The sequence below is a fragment of the Constrictibacter sp. MBR-5 genome, from assembly GCF_040549485.1.
Classification (GTDB): Bacteria; Pseudomonadota; Alphaproteobacteria; order JAJUGE01; family JAJUGE01; genus Constrictibacter.
The window spans coordinates 60418-83539 of record NZ_JBEPTK010000005.1 but is presented as its reverse complement, the minus strand read 5'-3'; the positions used below and the strand labels follow the sequence as shown (position 1 = coordinate 83539).

Below are 23122 nucleotides of genomic sequence, written 5' to 3'. Positions count from 1 at the left end.
ACTCGCCTTGCCGGCTGCCCCATAGTAAAGTTGTCCCACGACGCCGAAACGAGGCCTCCGCGCACAATGCATCTCCGCCTGATTCCGCTAGCGTTGGCATGCGCCGTCACGGCCGGATGCACGACCCCCCAGTCCTCCCTGCGCGTCGATGGATCGGAGACGGATGCCGGCTTCGTCTTCGTCGCCGAGGACTACGACCTCTATCCGGTTCGCCGTCCGGAAGGCGAGGCATGGCGGCTGCAGGACCTGCGCGGCCGCCTGAACGCGGCCGGGATCTGCACCGAAGGCTACGAGGTCGCCGAGCGCGAGGAGTCGCTGACCGACGGGCGGTTCTTCAACGGCGACATCTACCGGGTGACGTATCGCGGCCGCTGCGCGGCGCAGTCGATGGCGCCGGCGCCCCAGGCGGAACCCATGTATACGCCGATGCCGATGGAGGATCCCGTGGAGCGGCTGCCGCTGCCCCCGGCGGAGAACCTGCCGCAGCGCTCCGGCTGACGCGGCGGATCAGCCCCGGCTTCGCGGTGGGCGTCCGAACGGCCCGCGCCGTCCCTTGAGCGGGCGCTTCTCGCGCTCGCCGCCGCCCATGACGTGCAGCAGGAGACCGCCGGTGACCGGATCGGCCGCCGCCAGCCGCACGTCCAGCGACATCCCCAGGCGGAACGCCTTGCCGCTGCGCCGCCCGACCAGTTCGTGCCGCTTTTCGTCGTGGTCGTAGAAGTCGGCCGGAAGCGTCGACACGGGCACCAGCCCGTCGGCTCCGACATCCTGCAGGCGGACGAACAGGCCGAAGCGCGTCACGCCGGTGACGCGCCCCGGGAAGGTCTCGCCGACCCGTCCCGCCAGGAAGGCCGCGGTATAGCGCTCGATCGCCTCGCGCTCGGCCGCCGCCGCCCGCCGCTCGGTCATCGAGATGTGCTCGCCCGCCGCCGGGAAGGTGGCGTCGGCATCCGCGGGCAGTCCGCCCTCGCCCAGCTTCAGCCCCGACACGAGCGCGCGATGGACGAGCAGGTCCGAGTACCGCCGGATCGGTGAGGTGAAGTGGGCATAGCGCTTCAGGCCCAGGCCGAAATGCCCGATATTCTCGGGGCTGTAGACGGCCTGTGCCTGCGCCCGCAGCACCAGTTCGTTGACGATCGGCGCGAACGGGCCGTCGGCGACGCGGCCGAGCAACTGGGTGAACTGCTTCGGGCGGTTCAGCTGGCCCGCCGACAGCGGGATGTCGAGGTCGGCGAGATAGTCGATCAGCGATTCGACCTTGGCCTCGTCCGGCTTGTCGTGGATGCGGTACATGCAGGGCCAGCCCGCCCGCTCCAGCGCTTCCGCCGCGGCGACGTTCGCGGCCACCATGAACTCCTCGATCAGCCGGTGGCTGTCGAGGCGGGCGCGCGGGATGATCGCCTTGATCCGGCCGTCGGCGCCCATCAGCACCTGCCGTTCCGGCAGGTCGATCTCCAGCGTGCCGCGCTTGCGCCGCGCCGTCAGCAGCGCATCGAAAGCGCCGTAGAGCGGCTTGATGACCGGATCGAGCAGCGGACCCGTCTGGTCGTTCGGCGCCCCGTCGCGCGCCGTCTGGACGGCCTCGTAGGTCAGCCGCGCCGCGGAGCGCATCAGCCCGCGCTCGAAGCGATGGCGGACGAGTTCGCCCTCGGAATCGAGCCACATGTGCACCGCGAGGCAGCCGCGGTTCTCGTTCGGGCGCAGCGAGCAGAGGCCGTTCGACAGCGCCTCCGGCAGCATCGGCACCACGCGGTCCGGGAAATAGACCGAGTTGCCGCGCTCGTAGGCCGCCTGGTCCAGGGCGTCGCCCGGCCGGACGTACCAGCTGACGTCGGCGATCGCGACGATGACGTGCCAGCCCCCCGGATTGCCGGGCGCCGTGTCGGCCTCCGCCCAGACGGCATCGTCGAAGTCGCGGGCGTCGGGGCCGTCGATCGTGACCAGGGGAATGTCGCGAAGGTCGACCCGCCCGGCCAGCGTCGGCTCGGTCGCCGCCTCGGCCTGGGCCACCGCCTCGTCCGGAAATTCGTGCGGAATGCCGTGGGTATGGACCGAGATGAGGCTGATCGTGCTCGGGTCGCCGCTCGCCCCGATGCGCTCGACGATGCGGACGTGCCGCTCGCCCAGATGCCGGCCGGCGCGCAGCTCCGCCATGACGAGGTCGCCGACCACGGCATCGCTCTCCGAACCCGGCGCCACGGCGAACGGATTGCGCTCGCGCCGTTCGGTTGCCCGGACCCACCCGTTCCCATGTTCGTCGCGCTCGAACACGCCCAGCAGGCGCGTCGGCGCCTCGGTCAGGACCCGGATCGGATGGCCTTCGTAGGTGTTCGCCGACATGCGACGCAGCCGCGCCAGCACCTTCACGCCGGGTGCCAGGGTCGGCGTTCCCGGCCGTTCCGGCGCCATGAAGATCCGCGGCGCCTCCGCCTCGCCGCGCCAGGCTGCCAGCCTGCCGATGATCTCGCCGTCGGCGTCCGTGCCGACGATGTCGACCACGGCCACTTCCGGTGCCGCACCCGGCTCCGCCATCTTGCGACCTCGCCCGCGCACCACGGCGCCTTCTTCTTGGAGTTCGCGCAACGTCGCGCTCAGGTCGCGCCGCGCCGCGCCCGTTATGCCGAAGGCCTTCGCGACCTCGCGCTTGTCGACGGGCCGCCCGCTGTCCTCGACGAACTGCAGGATCTCCGATCGCGTCGGAACGACCTTCGCCTGGTCGAACCGCGTCTTGCCGGGGCGCGGCGTACCGTGCGGCCGTCCGGCAGGCCGCTTGCCCGCTTTGCCGATGCGGCGCGCCACCCTATCTTCCCGCCGCCCGGCGCGCCGCGCCGGGTGTTGCGGCCGTCTCGACCGCCGGCGCGCCTGATTTCGCCGCCGCGCTCTTCTTGGCCGCCGGCTTCTTCGCTGCGGCCTTCTTTGGCGGTGCTTTTTTCGCCGGGGCCTTCTTCGCGGCGGGCTTCTTCGCCGTCGCCGCCTCGGCCGGGGCCTTCTCCGCTGCGGATTTCGATGCCTTCGCGCTTCCCTTGCCGACGGCCTTTCCGCCCTTGGCCGGCGCCTTGCCGGCCTTGGCCGCCAGCAGCGCCACGGCCTCTTCCATGGTCAGCGTCTCGACCTCGGCGTTCTTCGGTAGCGACGCCATCACCCGGCCGTGCTTCAGGTAGGGACCAAAGCGCCCCTTGTTGATCGTGATGGTGCCGCCGCCCGCCGGATGCGGCCCCATGTCCCGCAGCGACCCGGACTTCTCCTTGGCCTGGGCGAGCAGGTCCACGGCCCGGTTGAGGCCGATGGTCAGGACGTCCTCGTCCGCTGGGATCGATTTGTAGACGCTCCCGTGCTTCACATACGGCCCGAACCGCCCGATCCCCGCGGTGACCGTCGCCCGGTCGTCGGGGTGCAGCCCGATCTCGCGCGGCAGCGCCAGGAGCGACAGCGCCCGCTCCAGCGTCACGCTGTCAGGCGTCATGCCGCGCGGCAGCGATGCCCGCTTCGGCTTCTCCTTGCCTTCGCCCTCGCCCAGCTGCGCATAGACGCCGTAGGGGCCCTTGCGCAGCGAGACCGGCAGCCCGGTGTCCGGATCGTTGCCGAGGACGCGCGGGAAGTCGCCGCCGGCGCCGCCCTCCTCGCCCTCGCCCGGCATCGCCAGCGGACGGGTGAAGCGGCATTCCGGGTAGTTGGAGCAGCCGATGAACGCCCCGTGCTTGCCCAGCCGCAGGCCCAGGCGGCCCGCGGAGCAGGCCGGGCAGAGCCGCGGGTCGGTCCCGTCCTCCTTCGCGGGGAAGAAGTGGGAGCCCAGCTCCTCGTCCAGCGTGTCGATCACCTGGGTGATCGTCAGGTCCTTGATGTCGGTGACCTTGGCGATGAAGTCGCGCCAGAAGTCACGCAGCAACGCCCGCCACTCGAGGCGCCCGTTCGAGACGTCGTCGAGCTTCTGCTCGAGTTCGGCCGTGAAGCCGTACTCGATGTAGCGCTCGAAGAAGCTCGACAGGAACGCGGTGACGACGCGGCCGCGGTCCTCGGGGACGAAGCGTCGCGCCTCCAGGCGCACATAGTCGCGATCCTGGAGCACCTGGATGATGGACGCATAGGTGGAGGGCCGGCCGATGCCGAGTTCCTCCATCTTCTTGACCAGGCTGGCCTCGGTGAAGCGCGGCGGCGGCTGGGTGAAGTGCTGGTCAGCCTTGATGTCGCGATGCGCCATCGCATCGTCCTTGGCCACCGCCGGCAGGATGCGGCCCTCGCCCTCGTCGTCCTCGGGCGCGTCGTCGGTGTCCTCGCGATAGAGCTTGAGGAAGCCGTCGAACGTGATGACCGAACCGACCGCGCGGAAGACGCCGCGACCGTTCCTGTCCGCGATGTCGACGGCGACCTGGTCGAGGCGCGCGCTCTCCATCTGGGAGGCGACGGTCCGCTTCCAGATCAGTTCGTAGACGCCCGCCTCTTCCGGGGCGAGGTAGCGCTTCACGTCCTGCGGACGGCGCATCAGGTCGGTCGGCCGCACCGCCTCGTGGGCCTCCTGGGCGTTGCGCGCCGCACTGCGATAGGTGCGCGGCGCGTTCGGCAGATAGGCCGGGCCGTAGTCGCGGGCGATCAGGTCGCGCGACCCGGAGATCGCCTCGTTCGACAGGTTGACCGAGTCCGTCCGCATATAGGTGATGAGACCCACCGTCTCGCCGCCGATGTCGACGCCCTCGTACAGCCGCTGCGCGATGCGCATGGTCCGGCTGGCGGACAGGCGCAGCTTGCGCGACGCCTCCTGCTGCAGCGTCGAGGTCGTGAACGGCGGCTGCGGGTTGCGCCGCGTCTCGCGCTTCTCGACCAATGCGACGGCGTAGGAACCCTGGCGCAGCGACTCGACCGCGGCCGCGGCACTCTGCTCCTGCGGCAGGTCGAACTTGCCGAGCTTCTTGCCATCGAGATGGGTCAGGCGCGCGGTCATCTTCTCGCCGCGCGGCGTCGTGAAGACCCCGTCGATCGTCCAGAATTCCTGCGGACGGAAGGATTCGATCTCGCCTTCGCGCTCGCAGATCAGCCGCAGTGCGACCGATTGCACCCGGCCGGCCGAGCGCGAGCCCGGCACCTTGCGCCACAGCACCGGCGACAGCGTGAAGCCGACGAGATAATCCAGGGCGCGACGCGCCAGATAGGCGTCGACCAGTTCGCGGTTGAGATCGCGGGGGTTGGCCACCGCGTCGAGCACGGCGCTGCGCGTCACCTCGTAGAAGACGACGCGGCGCACATCCATGGTCTTCAGGACGTTGCGTTCCGCCAGGACCTGATGCACGTGCCACGAGATCGCCTCGCCCTCGCGATCCGGGTCGGTGGCGAGATAGAGGCCGTCGGCACCCTTCAGCGCCTTCGCGATGTCGTCGATCCGCCGCTTGGAATCGGCCTCGACCTCCCAGTCCATCTCGAAGTCCTGGTCCGGCCGGACGGAGCCGTCCTTGCGCGGCAGGTCGCGGACGTGACCGTAGCTGGCGAGGACGTGATAGTCCGAGCCGAGATACTTGTTGATGGTCTTTGCCTTGGCAGGCGATTCGACGACGACGACCTTCACGCTGCGATACTTCCTGTCGGTCCGTGTTCAGAGCCGTTCGATAGAGGGCCTACCGCCCATTCCGTCATCGGAGGTCCGCCATCAAAGGAGCGAGACGCGCTGACCCGGATGCCGCTCGACACGGCCGGAAAGCTCCAACTCCAGCAACACCGAGGTCACGGACGCCGCGGACAGTTGGCACCGTCGCACCAGTTCGTCAACGGTAACCGGCGTGGGACCCAAAGCCTCGACCACCCGCCCGACCGGGTCCCGGTCGCCCGCCTCGGCACCTGTACCGGTCTGCACAGGCGTCGGGACCGGCCGCTGAGGAGCCGCCGGGAGAGGCGTTCGGCGCGTGGCCGGCCGGCTCGGCGGCCGCAGGTCGAGCTGGCCCCGCAGCACCTCCATCACGTCGTCCACACCCTCGGTCAGGTGCGCGCGCTGGCGCAGCAGGTCGTTGCTGCCGCGGCACCGCGGGTCGAGCGGCGAGCCCGGGACGGCGAAGACCTCGCGGTTCTCGTCGAACGCCATGCGAGCGGTCAGCAGCGAGCCCGAGCGCAGCGCCGCCTCCACCACGACGACCCCGGCGGACAGGCCGGCGATGATGCGGTTGCGGCGCGGGAAATGCCGGGCCTTGGGCTCGGTCCCCGGCGGCAGTTCGGCGACGACGGCGCCGCGTTCGGCGATCGCCTCGTAGAGCGCGCGGTTCTCCGGCGGAAAGACGACGTCGACGCCGCCGGCCACGACCGCGACCGTACCGGCATCCATCGCGCCGGTATGCGCCGCGGCGTCGATGCCGCGCGCCAGGCCCGACACGACGACGAACCCCTGCCCGCCCAGGTCGGCCGCCATGCGCTGGGCGAAGCGCTGCCCGGCCACCGAGGCGTTCCGCGCGCCGACCATCGCGATGCAGGACCGTTGCAGCAGTGCCGGGTCGCCGAGGACGGCCAGGAAGGGCGGCGGGTCGGCGATGGCGGCGAGCGGCGTCGGATAGTCGGCGTCACCGAAGGCGAGCAACCGCGCGCCGAGGCGCTCGACCGCCTTCAATTCGCGCTCGGCGTCCGTCCGGTCGGGGATGCGCGCCGGCCGCCCGTTGCCGGTGAGGCCGGGGAGTGCCGACAGCGCCGCCGCGGCGCTGCCATAGCGTTCGAGCAGGCGATGGAACGTGACGGGGCCGACCTGATCGGCGCGCGCCAGCCGCAGCCGGTCGAGCCGTTCCGCATCATCCAGCCGCTGCGCCCCCGTGCCGTCCATCCCACGATCCTAACGGGATTTTCGCTGGCCGGAAGCGACCATCCGTTGCGTCCTCAGTGCGGGCCGCCGGGCGCGTCGCCGCCGCTGCCTCCCTTCGCGCCGATCTTGGTCTCCGTCCCGGCGGCGAGGCGCTTGATGTTCTCGCGGTGGCAGACGACCACCAGGATCGCGATGATGCCGGCGATCTCGGCGTGCAGGCCGCCCTCCAGCCAGAGCAGGTAGATCGGCGACAGGACGATGGCGACGAGCGCCGCCAGCGAGGAATAGCGGAAGATCGCGGCGACGATCAGCCACGTCGCGCAGATCAGCAGGCCGACCGGCCATGCCAGCGCCAGATGCACGCCGATGGCGGTCGCCACGCCCTTGCCGCCCTTGAACTTCAGCCAGACCGGAAAGACGTGGCCCACGACGGCGCCCAGCGCCGCGATACCGGCGGCGGCCGCGCCAAACTGCGACGCGACCAGCACCGCCACGGCACCCTTTCCGCCGTCCAGCAGCAGCGTCGCCAGCGCCAAGCCTTTGCGTCCGGTGCGCAGCACGTTGGTGGCGCCGATGTTGCCGGAGCCGATCTTGCGGATGTCGCCGGCGCCCGACAGGGTCGCCAGCACCAGTCCGAACGGGATCGATCCCAGCAGGTAGGCGCCGGCGAACGCCGCCAGCAGCACCCAGAGTTCCGTGCCGGCCTCGGGCATGGCTCAGGCCTCCGCGACGTAGACGGGCCGGCCGTCGACGACGGTGCGCAGCACGCTGCCCTGCACCGGCCGGCGGTCGAATATCGAGTTCTTGGACTTGCTGCGGAGCGCGTCGGCGTCGATCCGCCACGGCCGCTCCACGTCGAACAGCACCAGGTCAGCCGGCGCGCCCTTGCGCAGCCGCCCGAGCGGCAGGCCCAGGATGTCCGCCGGCCGACAGGTCAGCCGCGCCAGGACGTCGAGCAGGCTCATCCGGCCCTGGTGGTGCAGTTCCAGCGACACCGGCAGCAGCGTCTCCAGCCCCACCGTGCCCGGCTCCGCCTGGGTGAACGGCAGGCGCTTGGCGTCCTGGTCCTGCGGTGCGTGATCGCTGGCGATGGCGTCGATCGTGCCGTCGACGATCGCCTCCTCCACGGCGCGGCGGTCGTCATCGCTGCGCAGCGGCGGCGACAGCCGGCCGAACGTCCGGTACTCGCCGATTGCCGTCTCGTTCAGCGCGAAATAGGGGGGCGCCGTATCGCAGGTGACCTTCAGGCCGCGCTTCTTCGCCCGGCGCACCGCGTCGAGCGCCGCGCGGGTCGACAGGTGGGCGGCGTGATAGCGCGCGCCCGTCAGTTCGACGAGGCGCAGGTCGCGCTCGACCATCATCACCTCGGCCGCCGCCGGTATCGCCGGGATGCCCAGGCGCGTCGCCAGTTCGCCCTCGGTCATCGCCCCGCCGCGGGCGAGCGCCGGGTCTTCCGGATGCTGCAGGATGAGCGCCCCCAGGCCGCCCGCATAGCTGAGCGCACGGCGCATCACCCGCGAATCGGCGACGGCACGCAGCCCGTCGGTGAAGCCGAGCGCCCCCGCCTCCCGGAGCAGCCCCATCTCCGTCAGGTTCTCGCCGCGGCAGCCGCGCGTCACCGAGCCGTAGGCGAAGATCTTGACCAGCTTCACCTCGCGCGCCCGCCGCGCGATGAACTCCACCACCGCGACGTCGTCGATGACCGGGTCGGTGTTCGGCAGGCAGACCAGGGCGGTGATGCCGCCGGCGGCCGCCGCACGGCTGCCGCTCTCGACCGTCTCCTTGTGCTCCTCGCCGGGCTCGCGCAGCTGCACGCGCATGTCGACGAGGCCCGGAGCCAGGCAGCGCCCGCCGCAGTCGACCGTCTCCACACCCTCCGGCGCGCCGCCGGCGAACAGTCCCGCGCCGACATCGGCGATCCGCTCGCCTTCGACGAGCAGTCCCCCCGGCGCGTCGAGCCCCGAGTCGGGGTCGAGCAGCCGTGCGTTCACATAGGCGACGCGGCGCCCCTCGTTGCGGTTCTGACCGCCCATCACGCGCCCTCTGGCGTGTAGTTGTCGGCGCCGACGCGGCTCAGGATGTCGAGGCACGCCATCCGCACGGCCACCCCCATCTCGACCTGTTCGTGGATCACGCTGCGTGAGATGTCGTCGGCGACCAGGCTGTCGATCTCCACGCCACGGTTCATCGGCCCCGGATGCATGATCAGCGCGTCCGGCCGTGCCACCTTCAGCTTCTCCTGGTCGAGGCCGTAGAGGCGGAAATATTCGCGGATCGACGGCACGAAGCTGCCCTGCATCCGCTCCAGTTGCAGGCGCAGCATCATCACGATGTCGACGTCGCGCAGGCCTTCGCGCATGTCGTGGAAGACCTCGACACCCATACGCTCGATCGCCGACGGCAGCAGGGTCGGCGGCGCCACCAGCCGCACCCGCGCGCCCATCGTGTTGAGCAGCAGGATGTTCGAGCGCGCCACCCGGCTGTGCAGGATGTCGCCGCAGATCGCGACCGTCAGCCCGGCGAGGCGGCCGCGCCGCCGGCGGATTGTCAGCGCGTCGAGCAGCGCCTGGGTCGGGTGCTCGTGGCTGCCGTCGCCGGCATTGATCACCGAACAGCCGACCTTCTGCGCCAGCAGGTGGGTGGCGCCGCTGTCGGCGTGGCGCACGACCAGCACGTCCGGCCGCATCGCGTTCAGGGTCATCGCGGTGTCGATCAGGGTCTCGCCCTTCTTCACCGCCGACGACTCGATCGAGATGTTGATCACGTCGCCGCCGAGCCGCTTGCCGGCCAGCTCGAACGAGGTGCGGGTGCGGGTCGAACTCTCGAAGAAAACGTTGATCAGCGTGCGGCCGCGAAGGACCGCCCGCTTCTTCTCGAACTGCCGGTTGAGCCCGACATAGTCTTCGGAAAGGTCCAGGAGGAGGGAAATCTCCTCCGCGGAAAGCCCTTCGATGCCGAGCAGGTGCCGGTGCGGGAAGAGCGTCTGTGCGGGCGCTGTCATCAAGATCGCGTTATAGGCGCGGTCCGGCGCCCGTTGCAATGCCGCCGCCGGGGGTCGGTGATCGCGCACCGCCACCTATCCACAGCGTGCCGCCGCCGATAGAGTCCCGCCCGCTCCGTCGCAGAGGCCGCCTCGATGATCGCCGTCCAGAGCACACCCGCCGGATGGCAGCGGGGCATCGTCTACAGCCTCGTGATGAGCGCGATCTTCGCGACCATCGACGCCTCGGCGAAACTGCTCGGCCAGGACACGCCGATCGTCCAGGTCGTCTGGGGCCGCTACCTGTTCCACTTCCTGTTCCTCGCCGCCTTCGTCTTCGGGCGGACCGGCTTCAAGCGCCTGACGCAGACGCGCCGGCTGGGCCTCCAGCTGGCACGCTCGACCCTGCTCGTGGGCTCGACCGCCTCCTTCTGGCTGGCGCTCGTCTACCTGCCGCTGGCCCAGGCGATCACCATCGGCTTCGCCTCGCCGCTGATCCTCACCGCCCTGTCGGTGCCGCTGCTGGGCGAGCGCGTCGGCCCCTATCGCTGGTCGGCGGTCGTGGTCGGGCTGGTCGGCGTCGCGATCGTCGTGCGGCCGGGCGTGGGCGAGATGCACTGGGCCGTGGCGCTGCCGCTGGTCACCGCCGTCCTCTACGCCGTCTACCAGATCGCGACGCGCGTCCTCAGCCAGACCGACGACCCGATGGCGACCCTCTTCTACACGGGCCTCGGCGGCCTCCTGGTGAGCAGTGCCGCCGTCCCCTTCTTCTGGCAACCGCTCACCCTGGAACAGTGGCTCGCCTTCGCCTGGCTCGGCCTGCTGGGCGGCATCGGCCACACCCTGCTGATCAAGGCTTTCACCCTCGCTCCGGCCTCGCTGCTGGCCCCGTTCGCCTACACCAGCCTGATCTGGGCGACCCTGCTCGGCTTCTTCGTCTTCGGCGAGATTCCCGACCTGTGGACGGTGGTGGGCGCCTGCGTGATCATCGCCAGCGGCGTCTTCATCGTCTGGCGCGAGCACCGCCTGCGTGCCGCCGCGGCGCAGCCCGAATCGGCATAGATTCGTGTGGGCTCGCGGCTCCCCTCCCCCTACATGAATCCGACACACTTTCAGGGGAGCCGACGACCGACGATGATGGCCTCGACCTTCGCCAGCCGCTTTGCGGAACGGGTGCTCTGGCGCCCCGGCCTCGACGATGCCGTCACTGCAGGCCTCTGCCGGTTCTTCTTCCCCCTCTCGCGTGCCTGGGCGGCCGCCCTCGCCGCCCCCGATGCAGCGCATGCCGCCGCGACGCTCGGGCTCGAGAAGGTTCCGGGCTCCCTCACCCGCGGCCTGCCCCTCCTCCATCGCCGCCTGAGGGACTATCGCGCCGCCACCGACACGTTCCGTGGCGCCCTCTTCGCGGGCGGCGCCGGGGGCGACATCGTGAACGCCGCGACGCTATGGGACCGGGCAGCGTTCAGCCTGATCCGCGGCCATTCGGCACTGACGACGGTGCCCCTGCTCAACCGCTACCCGGCCATCCGCTGGGAGATCGCGTCGGTCGAGAACGTCGAAGCCCGGCACGCCGGCCGCCGCGCCGACCCGGCCGGCGCCTTCGTCCTGCCCCAGCCGCGCCCGCAGATCGAGGTTTCCGCCGCGATCACCCGCAACGGCCGCACCGAACGCTGGATGCGCACGACCTCGCCGGTGCTCGGCGACGAGATCTGGGCGCACGTCTACGAGCCGGCGAAGCCGGGCATCCGCCCGACGATCGTCTACTGCGACGGCCTGTTCATCGAATCGGAGTTGCGCGCCGACCCGCGCGACTGCCTGGCGCTGCTGGTCGCCTCCGGCTTCCGCGTCGTCCGCTTCGAAGCGCCCTGGCACGGTCGCCGCCGTCCCGACGGCTGGTTCGGCGGCGAGCCGGTGCTCGGCCGCGCGCCGCTCAGCCTGCTCGACTTCTTCCATGCCGCGCCGATCGAGGCCGGCCTCTGGATCGCCAAGACGCGCGAGATCTTCGGCGGCCCGGTCGCGCTGGGCGGCGTCAGCCTGGGCGCCCTGGTCGCCGAGACCGCCGCGGCGGCCGCCTCCTCCTGGCCGGCGGAGAACGTGCCCGACGGCCTCTTCCTGGTGACGCCGGCCGGCGACCTGCCGCGGGTGGCGCTGGAGGGATCGCTGACCACGCGCCTCGGCTTCGACCGCGCCCTCGCCGCTGCCGGCTGGGACGAGGCGCGGCTACGCGACTGGCTGTCGCTGGTCGCACCCGAAATGCCGTGCGCCGTGCCGGGCGAGCGGATCGTCGCCGTCCTCGGCGAGGCGGATAGGCTCACCCACTATGACGACGCCACCGCCCTGCTGCACCGCTGGGGCGCGCCCGAGGAAAACCTGTTCCACGGCCCGCAGGGCCACTTCACCGCCAACCTGCGCCTGATCACCGACCGCCGCCCCTTCCACCGCCTGTGGGAGGTGCTGGAGGCGCGACGCGCCGTCTGCGCGAAGGCCGACGCCGCCTAGGAGGCGCGGGCCGTTGTCGCCATCGCATCGAGAAAGCCCTGGAGGATGTAGGCCGCGGCCAGCTTGTCGACGAGTTCGGCGCGCCGCCGCCGCGACAGGTCGGCGTCCAGCATGGTGCGCGTCACGGCCGCCGTCGACAGGCGCTCGTCCCAGAAGGCGATGTCGATGTCGGCATGGTTCAGCACGTTCTGGGCGAACTGACGCATGGACTGGCAGCGCGGTCCCTCGCTGCCGTCCATGTTGATCGGCAGGCCGATGACCAAGGCACCGATGCCGCGCCTCTCGATCACCTCCTTCAGCAGCGCCGCGTCGTCGCGGAAGCGCTTGCCGCGGCGGATCGTCTGCTCCGGGGAGGCGATGGTCAGCGACGGATCGGACACGGCGAGGCCGATCGTCTTCTCGCCGACGTCGAGGCCGAGGAGCCGCTGGCCGCGCGGCAGGTCGCGCTTTATGTCGGCAGGGTTGCGAATGGGCATGCCGGACTGTAAGTGAAGCCGACCCTCTGACAGAGTCTTCTTTCATGTCCATGGACAAGGCCACCGTCCGCAAGATCGCGACGCTCGCGCGTCTGCGCGTCCCCGAGGAAGACCTGGATCGCCTCGCCGGCGAACTGGGCCACATCCTGCACTGGGTCGAGCAGCTCGACGAGGTCGACACCGGCAACGTCGCCCCGATGACCGGCATGCGGGACGCCAAGCTGCCGCAGCGGCCCGACGTCGTGACCGACGGCGGCTATCCGGAAAAGGTCCTGGCGAACGCGCCCGAGGCCCAGCACGGCTTCTTCGCCGTCCCGAAGGTGGTGGAATAGACGTGGCGAAATTGACTGATCTGACCGTGGCCGGGGCCGTCGAGGGTCTCGCGGCCAAGGACTTCACCGCCCGCGAGCTGACCGAGGCGCATCTCGCCGCCATCGAGGCCGCGCGCCCGCTCAACGCCTTCATCACCGAGACGCCCGACCTGGCCCTGAAGCAGGCGGACGAAGCGGACGCGCGCCGGGCGAAGGGCGAGGCGCTGCCGCTAGACGGCGTCCCCGTCGCGGTGAAGGACCTGTTCTGCACCGAGGGCGTGCTCACCACCGCCGCCTCGCACATCCTCGACGGCTTCAAGCCGCCCTACGAGTCCACGGTCACCGCCAACCTGCGGGCGGCCGGCGCGGTCATGGTCGGCAAGACCAACCTGGACGAGTTCGCCATGGGCTCGGCCAACGTGACCAGCTACCACGGCAATGTCGTCAACCCGTGGAAGGCCACGGGCGACGACCGCGACCGCGTTCCCGGCGGCTCGTCCGGCGGCTCCGCCGCGGCCGTGGCCGCCCGCTGCGCGCTCGCGGCGACCGGCACCGACACCGGCGGCTCGATCCGCCAGCCCGCAGCCTTCTGCGGCCTCGTCGGGCTGAAGCCGACCTACGGCCGCTGCTCGCGCTGGGGCATCGTCGCCTTCGCCTCCTCGCTCGACCAGGCCGGCCCGATGACGCGCACCGTGCGCGACGCCGCGATCATGCTGCAGCACATGGCGGGGCACGACCCGAAGGACTCGACGTCGAGCCCCCGCGCCCTTCCCGACTTCGCCGCCGCGCTCACCGGCGACGTGAAGGGCCTGCGCATCGGCGTGCCGAAGGAATATCGCGCCGACGGCATGTCGCCGGAGCTGGAGACCCTCTGGCAGCAGGGCATCGACTGGCTGAAGGACGCCGGCGCCGAGGTGCGCGAGGTCTCCCTGCCGCACACGAAATACGCGCTGCCGACCTACTACATCATCGCGCCGGCCGAGGCCTCGTCGAACCTCGCGCGCTATGACGGCGTGCGCTACGGCCTCCGCGTGCCCGGCAACTCGATCCAGGAGATGTACGAGAACACCCGCGCCGAGGGTTTCGGCGCCGAGGTGCAGCGCCGCATCCTGATCGGCACCTACGTTCTCTCCGCCGGCTATTACGACGCCTACTACCTGAAGGCGCAGCGGGTGCGCGCACTCATCGCCCGCGACTTCGAGCAGGCGTTCGCCGACGTCGACGCCATCCTGACGCCCACGGCGCCGACCCCGGCCTTCCCGATCGGCGAGCGGATGGACGATCCCATCGCCATGTATCTGAACGACATCTTCACCGTGCCGGTGAACCTCGCCGGCCTGCCCGGCATCTCGGTGCCGGCCGGCCTGTCGACGGACGGCCTGCCGCTCGGCCTGCAGGTCATCGGCCGGCCCTTCGACGAGGAAACGGTCCTGCGCACCGCCGGCGTCATCGAGGACGCGGCGCGCTTCACGGCGCAGCCGGCCTTCGTTGGAGGGCAAGGTTAACCGACTGACGCAATCACCTTCCCGGCCAAGCGCGTAGCGCGCCGAGCCGGGACCCAGAGCCGGCGCACAGGCGGCGACCCGGGTGCCGGTCGTGAGATGTCCCAGGATGCCGGCGCGCCGGCTCTGGGTCCCGGATCTGCGCCGCCTTCGGCGGCTTGTCCGGGAAGGTAGCATTACGAGACCAATGAACGGCCACATCCGGCCGCAGCGGAGTTGAGGCATGGCCACCATCCAGGGCCGCACCGGCGAGTGGGAATACGTCATCGGGCTCGAGGTCCATGCCCAGGTGACCTCGAACGCCAAGCTCTTCTCCGGTGCCGCGACCGAGTTCGGCGCCGAACCGAATACGCAGGTGAGCCTGGTCGACGCGGCCATGCCCGGCATGCTGCCGGTGATCAACCGCGTCTGCGTCGAACAGGCCGTCAAGACCGGCATCGGGCTGAACGCCCAGGTGAACCTCTACTCGGTCTTCGACCGGAAGAACTATTTCTACCCCGACCTGCCCCAGGGCTATCAGATCTCGCAGTTCTCGCAGCCGATCATCGGCAAGGGCGCGGTCGAGATCGACCTGCCCGACGGCACGGTGAAGACCGTCGGCGTCACGCGGCTGCACTTGGAGCAGGACGCCGGCAAGAGCCTGCACGACCAGCATCCGCGCATGACCTTCGTCGACCTGAACCGGTCCGGGGTTGCGCTGATGGAGATCGTCTCGGAGCCCGACCTGCGCTCGCCCGAGGAGGCCGCCGCGTATCTCACCAAGCTGCGGGCCATCCTGCGCTATCTCGGCACCTGCGACGGCAACATGGAGCAGGGCTCGCTGCGCTGCGACGCGAATGTCTCCGTGCGCCGTCCCGGCGACCCGTTCGGCACGCGCTGCGAGATCAAGAACGTCAACTCGATCCGCTATGTCCGTCAGGCGATCGAGTACGAGGCGCGCCGCCAGATCGAGATCCTCGAGGACGGCGGCAGCATCGACCAGGAGACCCGCCTGTTCGATCCCGGCCGCGGCGAGACCCGCGCCATGCGGTCGAAGGAGGAGGCGCACGACTACCGCTACTTCCCCGACCCCGACCTGCTGCCGCTCGAACTGGACAAGGGCTGGGTCGCGCATGTCCGCGCGACGATGCCGGAACTGCCGGACGAGAAGAAGAAGCGCTTCGTCGCCGAATACGGCCTGCCGGTCTACGACGCCGGCGTGCTGGTCGCCGACCGCGACACGGCCGCCTTCTACGAGACGGTCGCCGAGGGGCGCGACGGCAAGCTCGCCGCCAACTGGGTGATCGGCGACTATTTCGCGCTGCTGAACAAGTCCGGCGCCACGCTGGCGACCGCCCCGGTCGACGCCGCCGGCCTCGGCGGTCTGCTCGACCTCATCGCCGACGGCACCGTCTCCGGCCGCCTCGCCAAGGAGGTGTTCGAGGCGATGTGGGAGACCGGCAAGCCGGCCGCCGTGATCGTCGACGAAAAGGGCCTGCGCCAGATCTCGGACACCGGGGCCATCGAGACCGCCATCGACGAGGTTCTCGCCCGCGAACAGGGCAAGCTCGCCGAGTACCGGTCCGGCAAGGACAAGCTGTTCGGCTTCTTCGTCGGACAGGTGATGAAGGCGACGGGCGGCAAGGCCAACCCGAAGCTGGTCAACGAACTGCTGAAGGCGAAGCTCTAGCCGGACGCCGCCCGGCGAAAGCGGAACGCGCCGTCCTCGCCCGGCCGCAAGTCCGGCGCGAGGACGAGGCCGGCGGGCGGTGGTGGCGGCGCCCCGCCGTCGAGCGCATGTGCGACGAACGTCAGCACATTGCGCAGGCCATGGGCCGTGTGCGGCTTGCCGATCACGCCCATCGCCCCGGCGAAATGGTCGGGGATGCGTTTCACGTTGGCCGTCATGAAGACCACCGCGATGTCGGGCTTGGCGGCGAGCGTCTGCGCCACGTCGACCCCCGTAGGCCCGTCCGCGAGGTGGATGTCGACCAGGGCCAGATCCGGATCCGTCTCCGCCGCGAGCCTCAGGGCGTGGCGCGCCGATGCCGCGCAGCCGACGACGTCGTGCCCGGCCTCGATCAGATCATCCTCTAGCTGGAAGGCGAGCAGCGCCTCGTCCTCGACGATCAGTATCCGCAGGGGCTTGGGCACGCTCATTCCTTCTCGACGAACCGGATCGGCAGAGAAAGCTCGATCCGGGTGCCGGGTTCCGCGTCGGACCAGACGGGCTCCGTCTGGAGCTGGCCGGCCAGGAGCTGGACGATCGTGCGGCCGAGGGTCCCGCGGCCGGTGATATCCCCCCTCGGCAGGCCGACCCCGTCGTCCTCGATGCGGATACGGAAGCATCCGTTGATCCGCCGCACCCCGACCGCGATCCGCCCGCCCCGCCCCCGGAAAGCGTGCTGCACGGCGTTGGTCAGCAGCTCGTTGATCATCAGGGCGATCGGCGCCGCCTTCGCCGCGGGGATCGCCACCGACTCCAGATCGAACGCGACGTCGATGTCCGCGCGGCCGGAGGCGTTCACCAACTCCGTCGCCAGTTCGCGGGCGAACTCGGCGATGTCGAAGGTGCCTACGTCGTCGCCCTGGAAGAGCCGCCGGTGGACCATCGACAGGGCCTCGATCCGCGCCTGAACGGCACCGAGCGCGGCGGCGGTCTGCGGGCTGTCCGCGCGCTTCGCCTGCAGGCGTACCAGCGAGGCCATCGTCTGAAGGTTGTTCTTCACCCGGTGATCGACCTCGTGGAGCAGCAGTGTCTTCGCCTGCGACGTCTCCTTCAGTTCGTCGATCGTCCGCTGCAGTTCCGCCGTTCGCCGTCGGACCTCGCGTTCGAGTTCGTCCCGGCGTTCGCGCAGGGAACGCTCGCACGCCTTCTGCTCGGTGACGTCGTGCTGCGAGGCGAAGAAGTAGAGGACGTTGCCCGCTTCGTCGACCACGGGGCTCATGAACAGGGCGTTCCAGAAGCTGGTGCCGTCCTTGCGATAGTTGAGGATCTCGCCGCGGAAGGTGGGTGCACGCGCCTCGATGGCGCGGCGGATCGCCGCGGCACTCTCCGGCGTGGTATCCGGCCCCTGCAGGAAGCGGCAGTTGCGGCCGATGACCTCCTCGCCGGTATAGCCGGTCAGGTCCAGGAACGCCGGATTGGCGAACACGATCGGATTGTCGTGCTGTGCCGGGTCGGTGATGACCATCGGCATGCGTGTGTTCATGATCGCCGTGGCGAAGGGATCGCCCTTGGCATGCTGCCGTACAAGGCGCTCTCCCGCGCGGCGCGCGTCTTCGTAGCTGTTCATCTCCCCCGGACCCTGCCGAAGCGGTTCTGCCCCGGATCAACGTCGTTCGCCGCATTCGGTGCGGATCAGGGCATCCGGCGCAGCGATCGGCGCAGCGGCGGACGTCCTGCGGGCGCCCCCGCAGGAACCAAGGAAACGCGCCGCCCTGCATCAGGACCGCGGCGGCCAGCACCCTGGAAACCCATCGAACGCGACGGACGCGATGCCTCACCGGAAGTCGCGCGACTCCACGGGCAGCGGCTTGCGGCGTCCGGGGCCGCCGGGCTTGGCTTCGTCGGCGCGCGCCTGCTCGATCGGCACGCCGCCGTCCCAGAGGGCGCGCAGGCGGTCCGACAGGTCGGTCAGGCGCTCGACGACGAGGTGGATGACGTCGCCCTCGCGCTGCACCCGGCCTTCGGCACAGAGCACCCCGGCGGTCAGCACGGTGCGGCGGAACTGCTCGAACACGCCGGGCCAGACGACGAGGTTGGCGATGCCCGTCTCGTCCTCCAGGGTGACGAAGATGACGCCGCTGGCCGTGCCCGGCCGCTGCCGCACCAGGACGAGCCCCGCGGTCGCGAGGCGGCGCCCGTCGCGAACGTCCTTCAGCGCCGCCGTCGGCACCCTGCCCTCCCGCGCCAGCCGCGCCCGCAGGAAGGCCATCGGATGCTCCTTCAGCGACAGGCGCAGCGCCGCATAGTCCCGCATCACCGCTTCGGGCAGCGACATCTCAGGCAGGACGACGGCCGGCTCGGCGCCGAATTCGGCGGGGACCTCTGCCGAGCGCTCCACTAGCCCCTCATGCTGAGGAGCCGTCGAAGACGGCGTCTCGAAGCACGAGGGGCGGTCCGAAGGCGGCCGGATGCCCCTGGCCCGATCATCCCCGCCCTTCGAGACGGCCCTTCGGGCCTCCTCAGGACGAGGATGATCTACGGGTGCCCGCTCGCCGTCCACCGCGGCGAAGAGCGGCAGGGGCGCGTCGCCCAGCTGCCGGACGGCCCAAAGGGCGGCGCGCCGGTCGAGCCCCATCGAACCGTAGGCGTCGGCCCGGGCCAGGCATTCGAGCGCTCCGGGATTGAGTCCGGCACGGCGCCAGATGGCGGCCGGGTCGGCATAGGGCCGCCCGCCACGATGCTTCACCAGTGCCACCCCGTCCTTCTGCGACAGGCCCTTCGCCTGCCGCAGGCCCAGCCGCAGCGCCAGGGCCCCGTCGGGGCGCCGCTCCAGGGTGCAGTCCCAGTCGCTGAAATTGACGTCGACGGGCCGCACCTCCACCCCGTGCTCGGCCGCGTCGCGGACCAGCTGCGCCGGCGCGTAGAAGCCCATCGGCTGGCTGTTGAGCAGCGCCGCGGCGAAGGCGGCGGGATGGTGGTGTTTGATCCAGGCCGAGGCGTAGACCAGGATCGCGAAGCTGGCCGCATGGCTCTCGGGAAAGCCGTAGGTGCCGAAGCCTTCGATCTGCTTGAAGCAGCGCTCGGCGAAATCGGGGTCGTAGCCGTTCCCGATCATCCCGCCGATGAAGCGCTCGCGGAACTGGTGGATGGTGCCGACGTGCTTGAAGGTCGCCATCGAGCGGCGCAGCCGGTCGGCATCGTCCGGCGAGAAGCCGGCGGCGACGATGGCGATCTTCATCGCCTGCTCCTGGAAGAGCGGCACGCCCAGCGTCTTCTCCAGGACCGGGCGCAGCTTGGGCGGGTAGGTCACCTCCTCCCTGCCCTGGCGGCGGCGCAGATAGGGGTGGACCATGTCGCCCTGGATCGGGCCGGGGCGCACGATCGCCACCTCGATGACGAGGTCGTAGAAGCATCTCGGCTGGAGCCGCGGCAGCATCGTCATCTGCGCCCGGCTCTCGATCTGGAAGACGCCGACGGTGTCGGCGCGGCTGATCATCGCATAGACGGCGGCGTCCTCGGGCGGGATGGTGGCGAGTTCCCAGCGCCCGCCGCCGTGCGCCGCGATCAGGTCGAGCGCCCGGCGCACCGCGGTCAGCATGCCGAGCGCCAGGACGTCGACCTTCAGGATGCCGAGCGCGTCGATGTCGTCCTTGTCCCACTCGATGACGGTGCGGTCGTCCATCGCCGCGTTCTCGATCGGCACCAGCTCCGACAGGGGGCCGCGGGTCATGACGAAGCCGCCGACATGCTGGGACAGATGGCGGGGAAAGCCGATCAGCGTCCGCGACAGGTCGAGCGCCAGGCGGATCCGCCGGTCGAGCGGGTCGAGCCCCGCCTCGCGCACCTTGGCCTCGTCGTAGCCGTCGCTGCTCCAGCCCCAGACCGTGGCGGCGATGCTGCCCGCCACGTCCGGCGACAGGCCGAGAACCTTCGCCACGTCGCGGATGGCGGCGCGCGAGCGGTAGTGGATCACCGTGGCGGCGAGCCCCGCCCGGTCGCGGCCGTACTTGGCGTAGATGTACTGGATCACCTCCTCGCGCCGCTCGTGCTCGAAGTCGACGTCGATGTCCGGCGGCTCGTTGCGCGCCGCGGAGATGAAGCGTTCGAACAGGAAGCCCGCGCGGACCGGATCGATCGCCGTGATGTCCAGGCAGTAGCAGACGGTCGAATTCGCCGCCGATCCCCTGCCCTGGCAGAGGATGCCCTCGCCGCGGGCGAAGCGCACGATATCGGCGACGGTGAGGAAGTAGCGCGGATAGTCGAGGCGGCGGATCAGGTCGAGTTCGTGCCGGATCTGCTTCGCGACCTCGGCCGGCACGCCCTCGGGATAGCGCCGGTGCGCCCCGGCCGCGACCTGCGCCTCCAGTTCGACCATCGGGTCGCGGCCGCCGGAGGTCTCCTCCGGATATTCGTAGCGCAGTTCGTCGAGGCTGAACCGGCAGCGCTCGGCGATCTCCACCGTGCGTGCCAGGGCCTCCTCGTGCCCTTCGAACAGGCGGGCCATCTCGGCCGGCGGCTTCATGTGCCGTTCCGCATGGGCCGAGAGACGGAAGCCGGCCTCGTCGACGGTGCAGCCTTCGCGGATGCAGGTCAGCACGTCCTGCAGCGGCCGGCGTGCCGGCACGTGATAATGGACGTCGTTGGTCGCCACCAGCGGCGTGCCGCAGGCCTCCGCCAGGGCCGCCAGCTCGGCGATCCGGGTCCGATCGTCGCCGCCATAGCGGAAGCTCGCGGCCAGATAGGCCCGTCCCGGAAAGGCTGCGCCCAGCCGGCGCAGGAAGGCCGGCAGGGCCGCATCGTCCGCCTGCCAGTCGTCGGGGGCCAGAGCGACGAAGATCTGACCTTCGCCGTGAGTGACCACATCGAGCCAGCCCAGGTGGCACTGCCCCTTCTTCGCCCGCCGCTTTCCCGCTGTCAGCATCTGCGTCATGCGCCCATAGGCGGCGCGGTCAACCGGGAAGCAGAGCAGGCTGTGCTCCTCGCCCTCCGTCAGGTCGAGCCGGCAGCCGACGACGAGGCGCACGCCGACACGCTTCGCCGCCACATGGGCGCGCACGATGCCGGCGACGGAGTTGCGATCGGTCACCGCCACCGCCGCCAGGCCGAGGGCACCCGCCGCGACCATCAGCTCGTCCGGGTGTGACGCCCCGCGCAGAAAGCTGAAATTGCTGGTGACCTGGAGTTCGGCATAGGCGGGAGAGGACATCGGAGAGCCAGAATGTTCTTTATTTGTTCCTTATACGCCGCCGCGGCACTGTCGTGGAGTCGGAAAGCCACAGATCGTTGTCCTGCCCGCCGCCCGCCGCCATCCTCGTCCCAGGCCGCCGCGACGGAACGAACGGCCGAATCGAGAGGCAGACATGCATCGCAACAGCAGATTCGCGCGTTTCGCCAGCGCCGTGGCGCACCTTGCGGGACGGCCGGTCACCTTCGCCGTCGCCGCCGGGCTGATGGTCGTCTGGGCCGCCCTGGGGCCCCTCGCGGGCTTCTCGGAAGTCTGGCAGCTGACCGTCAACACCGGCACGACGATCGTCACCTTCCTGATGGTCTTCGTCATCCAGAACACCCAGAACCGCGACAGCATGGCGGTGCAGATCAAGCTCGACGAACTGATCCGCGCCACGCGCAGCGCCCACAACGCCCTGCTCGATCTCGAGGAACTGTCCGAAGAGGAACTTATCGCGTTCCGGCAGCGCTACATGGAACTGGCGGAGCGGGCCCGGGTCGAAGCCATTCGCGGCGGTGACGGCGACGCGGACGTCGAGATCATCCTGCCCGAGCCCGCCCGCTGACGCGGCGCCCTCAAGCCGTATGCAGCACCGACCGGTCCACGTCGGCCAGCGTGCGGCATCCGGTCAGGGCCATCGCCACCTCCAGTTCCGTCCGCAGGATGTGCAGCACGTGCGCGACCCCGGCCGGCCCGGCGGCCGCCAGGGCGTGGACGTAGGGCCGGCCGACCAGGACCGCGGCGGCACCGAGCGCCAGGGCCTTGAGCACGTCCGTGCCCCGCCGCACCCCGCCGTCGAGCAGCAGCGGCACACGCCCGCCGACGGCCTCGGCGATCGGCGGCAGCAGGTCGATGGTGGCGGGCAGCGTGTCCAGCGTCCGGCCCCCATGGTTGGACACGACGATGCCGTCGATCCCGACGCCGATCGCCCGGACCGCATCCTCCAGCGCCGTCACGCCCTTCGCCAGAAGCGGCAGCCGCGTCAGGCCGCGCAGCCATTCCAGATCCTTCCACGTCGGCGCCAGCGCGGCGAGCGGCGTACCGAAGAACGGGCTGTCGCCGGCCCTGGCGGCATGTCCCGCCGGAGCCCGCATCCCCTGCAGATTGACGGCCGAGACGCCGGGCGGCAGGGCGAAGCCGGCGCGCTGTTCCACGTTCCGCACGCCGTTCACCGGCGCGTCGACGGTCACGACCAGCGCCCGGTAGCCCGCCGCCTCCGCCCGCCGCACCAATGCCTCGGTGAAGGCCCGGTCGGGCTGGATGTAGAGCTGGAACCAGAGCGGCCCCCGCCCCGCCCGGGCGATCTCCTCCAGGGTCGTGCTCGACTGGGTGCTGACGACCATGCCGGCCCGCATCGCGGCGGCCGCGACCGCGGTCGCCGGTTCGCCGTCCGCATGGGCGAGCGTCTGGAAGGCCACCGGCGCCAGCATGATCGGATAGTCGAACCGCTGACCGAAGAGCTCGACCGCCGTATGACCGTCCTTCAGGTCGGCCAGCACGCGCCCCCGCAGGCGGAGGCGCCCGAAGGCCGCGACGTTCTCCGCGACGGTGATCTCGTCCGCGGCGCCGCCGTTCAGATAGGCCCAGGCCTGCGGCACCATGCGCTCGCGCGCGAACGCCGCATAGTCGTCGAGGCAGGCGATCTCCGGCGGGATCTCGCGCAATGGCGGCAGAGGCACGGTTCGTCACTCCCGCCGACGGACATCGATCTTC

Annotated in this window: 18 protein-coding genes; 7 read left to right on the top strand and 11 right to left on the bottom strand. The window is 70.7% G+C overall.

The features are described 5' to 3' along the window. Nucleotides 1-66 precede the first annotated feature (66 nt). Nucleotides 67-498 (top strand): hypothetical protein, encoded by a 432-nt coding sequence (locus ABIE65_RS12635; protein ID WP_354078089.1) that lies wholly within the window; start codon nt 67-69, stop codon nt 496-498. Between the two features lie 9 nt (nt 499-507). Here ABIE65_RS12635 and rnr read toward each other — a convergent pair whose 3' ends face one another. From rnr to ABIE65_RS12605, 6 genes are all read right to left on the bottom strand, one after another. Beyond that, on the bottom strand, nt 508-2799 hold the full coding sequence (rnr, locus tag ABIE65_RS12630; RefSeq protein WP_354078088.1) for a ribonuclease R: 2292 nt from the start codon (nt 2797-2799) through the stop codon (nt 508-510). A 1-nt stretch (nt 2800) separates the two neighbouring features. Next, nucleotides 2801-5554 (bottom strand): type I DNA topoisomerase, encoded by a 2754-nt coding sequence (gene topA, locus ABIE65_RS12625; protein WP_354078086.1) that lies wholly within the window; start codon nt 5552-5554, stop codon nt 2801-2803. An 81-nt stretch (nt 5555-5635) separates the two neighbouring features. Beyond that, nucleotides 5636-6787 (bottom strand): DNA-processing protein DprA, encoded by a 1152-nt coding sequence (dprA, locus tag ABIE65_RS12620; RefSeq protein ID WP_354078085.1) that lies wholly within the window; start codon nt 6785-6787, stop codon nt 5636-5638. A gap of 53 nt (nt 6788-6840) precedes the next feature. After that, nucleotides 6841-7479: a glycerol-3-phosphate 1-O-acyltransferase PlsY gene (gene plsY / locus ABIE65_RS12615; RefSeq protein WP_354078084.1), complete on the bottom strand. Its 639-nt coding sequence runs from the start codon at nt 7477-7479 to the stop codon at nt 6841-6843. A gap of 3 nt (nt 7480-7482) precedes the next feature. Beyond that, nucleotides 7483-8799, bottom strand: a complete 1317-nt coding sequence (locus ABIE65_RS12610; RefSeq protein ID WP_354078082.1) for a dihydroorotase — start codon at nt 8797-8799, stop codon at nt 7483-7485. Next, on the bottom strand, nt 8799-9767 hold the full coding sequence (locus ABIE65_RS12605) for an aspartate carbamoyltransferase catalytic subunit (protein ID WP_354078081.1): 969 nt from the start codon (nt 9765-9767) through the stop codon (nt 8799-8801). The genes ABIE65_RS12610 and ABIE65_RS12605 overlap by 1 nt, the downstream gene beginning before the upstream one ends. Nucleotides 9768-9902: 135 nt before the next feature. Here ABIE65_RS12605 and ABIE65_RS12600 point away from each other — a divergent pair, with 135 nt between their 5' ends. Together ABIE65_RS12600 and ABIE65_RS12595 are read left to right on the top strand one after the other, a co-directional pair. Then, complete coding sequence (locus ABIE65_RS12600) at nt 9903-10808, top strand: DMT family transporter (RefSeq protein ID WP_354078080.1); 906 nt, start codon at nt 9903-9905, stop codon at nt 10806-10808. 72 nt (nt 10809-10880) lie between these two features. Further along, nucleotides 10881-12245, top strand: coding sequence for an alpha/beta hydrolase (locus ABIE65_RS12595; protein WP_354078079.1), 1365 nt, complete (start codon nt 10881-10883; stop codon nt 12243-12245). On the opposite strand, the gene ruvX is transcribed toward ABIE65_RS12595, so the two are convergent. Further along, entirely contained in the window at nt 12242-12721 is a 480-nt protein-coding gene (gene ruvX / locus ABIE65_RS12590; RefSeq protein WP_354078078.1) for a Holliday junction resolvase RuvX, read from the bottom strand. The two genes, ABIE65_RS12595 and ruvX, sit on opposite strands and share 4 nt — an antisense overlap. Nucleotides 12722-12765: 44 nt before the next feature. Between ruvX and gatC the strand changes: the two genes are divergently transcribed. The 3 genes from gatC to gatB all read left to right on the top strand — a co-directional run bounded on the left by gatC (nt 12766) and on the right by gatB (nt 16203). Beyond that, complete coding sequence (gene gatC, locus ABIE65_RS12585) at nt 12766-13053, top strand: Asp-tRNA(Asn)/Glu-tRNA(Gln) amidotransferase subunit GatC (protein WP_354078076.1); 288 nt, start codon at nt 12766-12768, stop codon at nt 13051-13053. A gap of 2 nt (nt 13054-13055) precedes the next feature. Then, nucleotides 13056-14537 (top strand): Asp-tRNA(Asn)/Glu-tRNA(Gln) amidotransferase subunit GatA, encoded by a 1482-nt coding sequence (gatA, locus tag ABIE65_RS12580; protein WP_354078074.1) that lies wholly within the window; start codon nt 13056-13058, stop codon nt 14535-14537. A 220-nt stretch (nt 14538-14757) separates the two neighbouring features. Beyond that, a complete protein-coding gene (gene gatB, locus ABIE65_RS12575) occupies nt 14758-16203 on the top strand; it encodes an Asp-tRNA(Asn)/Glu-tRNA(Gln) amidotransferase subunit GatB (RefSeq protein ID WP_354078072.1) in 1446 nt (481 codons plus the stop codon). Here gatB and ABIE65_RS12570 read toward each other — a convergent pair. From ABIE65_RS12570 to ABIE65_RS12560, 3 genes are all read right to left on the bottom strand, one after another. Then, nucleotides 16200-16673 carry a response regulator gene (locus tag ABIE65_RS12570; RefSeq protein ID WP_354078070.1) on the bottom strand — a complete coding sequence of 158 codons (474 nt, stop codon included), beginning with the start codon at nt 16671-16673 and terminating at the stop codon, nt 16200-16202. The two genes, gatB and ABIE65_RS12570, sit on opposite strands and share 4 nt — an antisense overlap. Further along, nucleotides 16670-17809 carry a PAS domain-containing protein gene (locus ABIE65_RS12565; protein ID WP_354078069.1) on the bottom strand — a complete coding sequence of 380 codons (1140 nt, stop codon included), beginning with the start codon at nt 17807-17809 and terminating at the stop codon, nt 16670-16672. The genes ABIE65_RS12570 and ABIE65_RS12565 overlap by 4 nt, the downstream gene beginning before the upstream one ends. A 207-nt stretch (nt 17810-18016) precedes the next feature. Further along, nucleotides 18017-21388, bottom strand: a complete 3372-nt coding sequence (locus tag ABIE65_RS12560) for an error-prone DNA polymerase (protein ID WP_354078068.1) — start codon at nt 21386-21388, stop codon at nt 18017-18019. A gap of 154 nt (nt 21389-21542) precedes the next feature. Between ABIE65_RS12560 and ABIE65_RS12555 the strand changes: the two genes are divergently transcribed. Beyond that, nucleotides 21543-21974 (top strand): low affinity iron permease family protein, encoded by a 432-nt coding sequence (locus ABIE65_RS12555; RefSeq protein ID WP_354078067.1) that lies wholly within the window; start codon nt 21543-21545, stop codon nt 21972-21974. Nucleotides 21975-21984: 10 nt separating this feature from the next. Here ABIE65_RS12555 and ABIE65_RS12550 read toward each other — a convergent pair whose 3' ends face one another. Next, on the bottom strand, nt 21985-23088 hold the full coding sequence (locus tag ABIE65_RS12550) for an alpha-hydroxy acid oxidase (RefSeq protein WP_354078066.1): 1104 nt from the start codon (nt 23086-23088) through the stop codon (nt 21985-21987). Nucleotides 23089-23122: the final 34 nt, after the last annotated feature.

Bases quoted from the DNA above. Each gene is read 5' to 3' on its own strand.
- ABIE65_RS12635 (WP_354078089.1), top strand. From the start codon at position 67: ATGCATCTCCGCCTGATTCCGCTAGCGTTGGCATGCGCCGTCACGGCC.
- ABIE65_RS12595 (WP_354078079.1), top strand. From the start codon at position 10,881: ATGATGGCCTCGACCTTCGCCAGCCGCTTTGCGGAACGGGTGCTCTGG.
- ruvX (WP_354078078.1), bottom strand. From the start codon at position 12,721: ATGCCCATTCGCAACCCTGCCGACATAAAGCGCGACCTGCCGCGCGGC.
- plsY (WP_354078084.1), bottom strand. From the start codon at position 7,479: ATGCCCGAGGCCGGCACGGAACTCTGGGTGCTGCTGGCGGCGTTCGCC.
- ABIE65_RS12610 (WP_354078082.1), bottom strand. From the start codon at position 8,799: ATGGGCGGTCAGAACCGCAACGAGGGGCGCCGCGTCGCCTATGTGAAC.
- ABIE65_RS12560 (WP_354078068.1), bottom strand. From the start codon at position 21,388: ATGTCCTCTCCCGCCTATGCCGAACTCCAGGTCACCAGCAATTTCAGC.
- gatB (WP_354078072.1), top strand. From the start codon at position 14,758: ATGGCCACCATCCAGGGCCGCACCGGCGAGTGGGAATACGTCATCGGG.
- ABIE65_RS12555 (WP_354078067.1), top strand. From the start codon at position 21,543: ATGCATCGCAACAGCAGATTCGCGCGTTTCGCCAGCGCCGTGGCGCAC.
- ABIE65_RS12600 (WP_354078080.1), top strand. From the start codon at position 9,903: ATGATCGCCGTCCAGAGCACACCCGCCGGATGGCAGCGGGGCATCGTC.
- dprA (WP_354078085.1), bottom strand. From the start codon at position 6,787: ATGGACGGCACGGGGGCGCAGCGGCTGGATGATGCGGAACGGCTCGAC.
- ABIE65_RS12570 (WP_354078070.1), bottom strand. From the start codon at position 16,673: ATGAGCGTGCCCAAGCCCCTGCGGATACTGATCGTCGAGGACGAGGCG.
- gatC (WP_354078076.1), top strand. From the start codon at position 12,766: ATGTCCATGGACAAGGCCACCGTCCGCAAGATCGCGACGCTCGCGCGT.
- ABIE65_RS12565 (WP_354078069.1), bottom strand. From the start codon at position 17,809: ATGAACAGCTACGAAGACGCGCGCCGCGCGGGAGAGCGCCTTGTACGG.
- ABIE65_RS12605 (WP_354078081.1), bottom strand. From the start codon at position 9,767: ATGACAGCGCCCGCACAGACGCTCTTCCCGCACCGGCACCTGCTCGGC.